This is a genomic window from Lampropedia puyangensis, assembly GCF_004833285.1.
Classification (GTDB): domain Bacteria; phylum Pseudomonadota; class Gammaproteobacteria; order Burkholderiales; family Burkholderiaceae_C; genus Lampropedia; species Lampropedia puyangensis.
The window spans coordinates 1-5,730 of the sequence record NZ_STFG01000045.1; the positions used below are offsets into that span (position 1 = coordinate 1).

A 5,730-nucleotide genomic window follows, 5' to 3' on the forward strand; every position below is an offset into this window, starting at 1 on the left:
TTTTCTGCAAAGCAAAACCCCCTGGCGGTTAGGCGCAGGGGGTTTTTAATAGGAGCCTGACGATGACCTACTTTCACACGGGAATCCGCACTATCATTGGCGCGAGTCCGTTTCACTGTCCTGTTCGGGATGGGAAGGAGTGGTTCCAGACTGCTATTGTCATCAGGCATAAAGGGTACTTCTCTTGAGTTTTTTTCAAGAGAAGGTCATAGAGTCGAATTCGTATTTTGATTGCGAGCAATAACTGGGCAATATGTTGCGTTGTTAGTTTGCTTAGCTTTTAGGCTGATCGGGATGAATATTTTCATACTGATCGCCAAAGTTATAGGGTCAAGCCTCACGGGCAATTAGTACTGGTTAGCTCAATGCATTACTGCACTTGCACACCCAGCCTATCAACGTCGTAGTCTTCAACGACCCTTTAGGAGGCTCAAGGCCTCGGCAGATCTAATCTTGAGATGAGTTTCCCGCTTAGATGCTTTCAGCGGTTATCTCGTCCACACTTAGCTACCCGGCGATGCCACTGGCGTGACAACCGGTACACCAGAGGTGTGTCCATTCCGGTCCTCTCGTACTAGGAACAGGTTCCCTCAAATCTGCAGCGCCCACGGAAGATAGGGACCAAACTGTCTCACGACGTTTTAAACCCAGCTCACGTACCTCTTTAAATGGCGAACAGCCATACCCTTGGGACCGACTTCAGCCCCAGGATGAGATGAGCCGACATCGAGGTGCCAAACACCGCCGTCGATATGAACTCTTGGGCGGTATCAGCCTGTTATCCCCAGAGTACCTTTTATCCGTTGAGCGATGGCCCTTCCATACAGAACCACCGGATCACTTAGTCCTAGTTTCCTACCTGTTCGACTTGTCAGTCTCACAGTCAAGCACGCTTATGCCTATGCACTATTAGCACGATGTCCGACCGTACCTAGCGTACCTTCGAACTCCTCCGTTACACTTTGGGAGGAGACCGCCCCAGTCAAACTGCCTACCATGCACTGTCCCCCGCCCTGATTCAAGGGCGCAGGTTAGAACCTCAAACACACCAGGGTGGTATTTCAAGGACGGCTCCATGGCAACTAGCATCGCCACTTCAAAGCCTCCCACCTATCCTACACAGATCTGTTCAAAGTCCCATACAAAGCTACAGTAAAGGTTCATGGGGTCTTTCCGTCTTTCCGCGGGGAGATTGCATCATCACAAACATTTCAACTTCGCTGAGTCTCTGGAGGAGACAGTGTGGCCATCGTTACGCCATTCGTGCAGGTCGGAACTTACCCGACAAGGAATTTCGCTACCTTAGGACCGTTATAGTTACGGCCGCCGTTTACTGGGACTTCAATCAAGAGCTTGCACCCCATCATTTAATCTTCCAGCACCGGGCAGGCGTCACACCCTATACGTCCACTTTCGTGTTTGCAGAGTGCTGTGTTTTTAATAAACAGTCGCAGCCACCAATTTTTTGCAACCCTTTCATGCTCAGATGTTCTCATCACACTACTAGGGCACACCTTCTCCCGAAGTTACGGTGTCAATTTGCCGAGTTCCTTCTCCAGAGTTCTCTCAAGCGCCTTAGAATACTCATCTCGCGCACCAGTGTCGGTTTGCGGTACGGTCGTTACAAGCTGAAGCTTAGTGGCTTTTCCTGGGACCCCGTTCAGTTACTTCATGAGCAAGCTCACTCGATCGATAGCCTCGGTATATGTGTGCCGGATTTGCCTAACACACGCCTACTTCTATCTAAACCACCACTTCCAACCGGTGGATAACCTATTAAGATCCGTCCCCACATCGCACTTGTAATCGGTACAGGAATATTAACCTGTTTCCCATCAGCTACGCATCTCTGCCTCGCCTTAGGGGCCGACTCACCCTACGCCGATGAACGTTGCGTAGGAAACCTTGCGCTTACGGCGAGGGGGCTTTTCACCCCCTTTAACGCTACTCATGTCAGCATTCGCACTTCTGATACCTCCAGCAAACCTTACGATTCACCTTCTCAGGCCTACAGAACGCTCTCCTACCACGCACAGTAAACTGTGCATCCGCAGCTTCGGTAACTGGCTTAGCCCCGTTACATCTTCCGCGCAGGACGACTCGATCAGTGAGCTATTACGCTTTCTTTAAATGATGGCTGCTTCTAAGCCAACATCCTGACTGTCTATGCCTTCCCACCTCGTTTCCCACTTAGCCCGTTTTAGGGACCTTAGCTGGCGGTCTGGGTTGTTTCCCTCTTGAGTCCGGACGTTAGCACCCGGTGCTCTGTCTCCCAAGCTGTACTCTGCAGTATTCGGAGTTTGCCTTGGTTTGGTAAGTCGCCATGACCCCCTAGCCAAAACAGTGCTCTACCCCCGCAGGTAATACTTGAGGCACTACCTAAATAGTTTTCGGAGAGAACCAGCTATTTCCAAGTTTGTTTAGCCTTTCACCCCTATCCACAGCTCATCCGCTAATTTTGCAACATTAGTCGGTTCGGTCCTCCAGTACCTGTTACGGCACCTTCAACCTGGCCATGGATAGATCACTTGGTTTCGGGTCTACACCCAGCGACTAGACGCCCTATTCGGACTCGATTTCTCTTCGGCTCCCCTATTCGGTTAACCTTGCCACTGAATGTAAGTCGCTGACCCATTATACAAAAGGTACGCAGTCACCCCTAAGGGCTCCTACTTTTTGTAAGCATGCGGTTTCAGGATCTATTTCACTCCCCTCCCGGGGTTCTTTTCGCCTTTCCCTCACGGTACTTGTTCACTATCGGTCGATGATGAGTATTTAGCCTTGGAGGATGGTCCCCCCATATTCAGACAGGGTTTCTCGTGCCCCGCCCTACTTGTCTCTAGCCTAGTACCACACAGATAGTTCTTGTACGGGACTATCACCCACTATGGTCACCGTTTCCAAGGTGTTCCAATATTCTCTGTGCTATCACTAGAAGGCTTCTCCGATTTCGCTCGCCACTACTTTCGGAATCTCGGTTGATGTCTTTTCCTCTGGGTACTTAGATGTTTCAGTTCTCCAGGTTCGCTTCTTTAACCTATGTATTCAGTTAAAGATACCCTAAAAAGGGTGGGTTCCCCCATTCAGAAATCTTCGGATCAAAGCTCATTTGCCAGCTCCCCGAAGCTTATCGCAGGCTATCACGTCTTTCGTCGCCTATCATCGCCAAGGCATCCACCACATGCTCTTAGTCACTTGACCCTATAACTTTGGCCTCTGTCTTTCAACAAAGACTTCCATCAAAGTCAAGCAAACTGCTTACGCGTTATTGCCGTAATTTACGCTTGTCTTGTTAGCCATTTAGCCATGAAATAATCACAACCAAATAGCCGAGAACAATCGTCAATTACTTGAATCATCCAAATTTAATTGAATGTTCGTTATTGACGCAATCAAAATCATTGCTGATGGCACGGTGCACATATCCATTGATATATGCTTTCCATCAGCAACGCTGATTCGACTCTATGAATTTTTAAAGAACAGCCGTATTTATCAAACTATGTCGACAAACAACAAAAAAGCCTCACAAGTGAATTTCTCACTCAAAGCCTTTTTGGTGTTTAGCGAAACCGCGCATTGTACAGTAATTTAACTGCACTTTTTTGGTGGAGGATGACGGGATCGAACCGACGACCCCCTGCTTGCAAAGCAGGTGCTCTCCCAGCTGAGCTAATCCCCCAACTATCCTCTTGCACATTGGACGCTTGGTGGGTCTAGTTGGGCTCGAACCAACGACCCCCGCCTTATCAAGACGGTGCTCTAACCAGCTGAGCTACAGACCCAAGGGCTATAAATCAATTTCTCAATCTACAGCTTATGTTCCAACAACCGATAAGTGTGGACGTTTGGCAAGATGTCTTGCCTGTTTTTCCAGAAAGGAGGTGATCCAGCCGCACCTTCCGGTACGGCTACCTTGTTACGACTTCACCCCAGTCACGAGCCCTGCCGTGGTAAGCGCCCTCCTTACGGTTAAGCTACCTACTTCTGGCAGAACCCGCTCCCATGGTGTGACGGGCGGTGTGTACAAGACCCGGGAACGTATTCACCGTGACATGCTGATCCACGATTACTAGCGATTCCGACTTCACGCAGTCGAGTTGCAGACTGCGATCCGGACTACGACTGGCTTTATGGGATTAGCTCCCCCTCGCGGGTTGGCAACCCTTTGTACCAGCCATTGTATGACGTGTGTAGCCCCACCTATAAGGGCCATGAGGACTTGACGTCATCCCCACCTTCCTCCGGTTTATCACCGGCAGTCTCATTAGAGTGCCCAACTAAATGATGGCAACTAATGACAAGGGTTGCGCTCGTTGCGGGACTTAACCCAACATCTCACGACACGAGCTGACGACAGCCATGCAGCACCTGTGTTACGGCTCTCTTTCGAGCACGAATCCATCTCTGGAAACTTCCGTACATGTCAAAGGTGGGTAAGGTTTTTCGCGTTGCATCGAATTAAACCACATCATCCACCGCTTGTGCGGGTCCCCGTCAATTCCTTTGAGTTTTAGTCTTGCGACCGTACTCCCCAGGCGGTCAACTTCACGCGTTAGCTTCGTTACTGAAGAAATAAATCCCCAACAACCAGTTGACATCGTTTAGGGCGTGGACTACCAGGGTATCTAATCCTGTTTGCTCCCCACGCTTTCGTGCATGAGCGTCAGTGCAGGCCCAGGGGATTGCCTTCGCCATCGGTGTTCCTCCGCATATCTACGCATTTCACTGCTACACGCGGAATTCCATCCCCCTCTGCCGCACTCCAGCTATGCAGTCACTAATGCAGTTCCCAGGTTGAGCCCGGGGATTTCACATCAGTCTTGCATAGCCGCCTGCGCACGCTTTACGCCCAGTAATTCCGATTAACGCTTGCACCCTACGTATTACCGCGGCTGCTGGCACGTAGTTAGCCGGTGCTTATTCTTACAGTACCGTCATGACCCCAGGGTATTAACCCAGAGCTTTTCGTTCTGTACAAAAGCAGTTTACAACCCGAAGGCCTTCGTCCTGCACGCGGCATTGCTGGATCAGGCTTTCGCCCATTGTCCAAAATTCCCCACTGCTGCCTCCCGTAGGAGTCTGGGCCGTGTCTCAGTCCCAGTGTGGCTGGTCGTCCTCTCAGACCAGCTACAGATCGCAGGCTTGGTGAGCCTTTACCTCACCAACTACCTAATCTGCCATCGGCCACTCTAGTTGCGCAAGGCCCGAAGGTCCCCTGCTTTCATCCTTAGATATCATGCGGTATTAGCTACTCTTTCGAGTAGTTGTCCCCCACAACTAGGCATGTTCCGATGTATTACTCACCCGTTCGCCACTCGCCACCAGGTGCAAGCACCCGTGCTGCCGTTCGACTTGCATGTGTAAAGCATGCCGCCAGCGTTCAATCTGAGCCAGGATCAAACTCTTTAGTTCGATCTTGTTAAACTCACTCACTTAGCGGAATTGAAGTAAACCTGTAAGCTTTAGATATCTCTATCAAAGGCCTACACACTTCTATTCTGTTTGCATGAGCGTTTGGCATTGCTGCCTTGCATCTCAGTCTCTCAACCAAGACGCTTAAATGCAGGCTTTCTCTACATCCAAACGCCCACGCTTATCGGCTGTAATTTGTTAATGAACAACTTAACTTCAAGTAACTTGCTGCGATCAGCGAAGCCCTCTACTATAACACAGAATTTTAAGAAGAAGAAAGAAATTTAAAATAATCTCTAACCAACTCAAAACCCC

Annotated in this window: 2 tRNA genes and 3 rRNA genes; all 5 read right to left on the bottom strand. The window is 49.8% G+C overall.

Going from position 1 to position 5,730, the window contains the following annotated elements:
• Window positions 1-54 precede the first annotated feature (54 nt).
• Window positions 55-167 (bottom strand): 5S ribosomal RNA (gene rrf, locus E9531_RS17185).
• A gap of 159 nt (window positions 168-326) precedes the next feature.
• Window positions 327-3,201 (bottom strand): 23S ribosomal RNA (locus E9531_RS17190).
• A 405-nt stretch (window positions 3,202-3,606) separates the two neighbouring features.
• A tRNA-Ala gene (locus tag E9531_RS17195) sits at window positions 3,607-3,682 on the bottom strand.
• Between the two features lie 26 nt (window positions 3,683-3,708).
• Window positions 3,709-3,785: transfer RNA gene (locus E9531_RS17200), tRNA-Ile, on the bottom strand.
• 92 nt (window positions 3,786-3,877) lie between these two features.
• Window positions 3,878-5,415: ribosomal RNA gene (locus E9531_RS17205) — 16S ribosomal RNA — on the bottom strand.
• The 16S, 23S and 5S rRNA genes sit together here with 2 tRNA genes alongside, the layout of an rRNA operon.
• Window positions 5,416-5,730 lie beyond the last annotated feature (315 nt).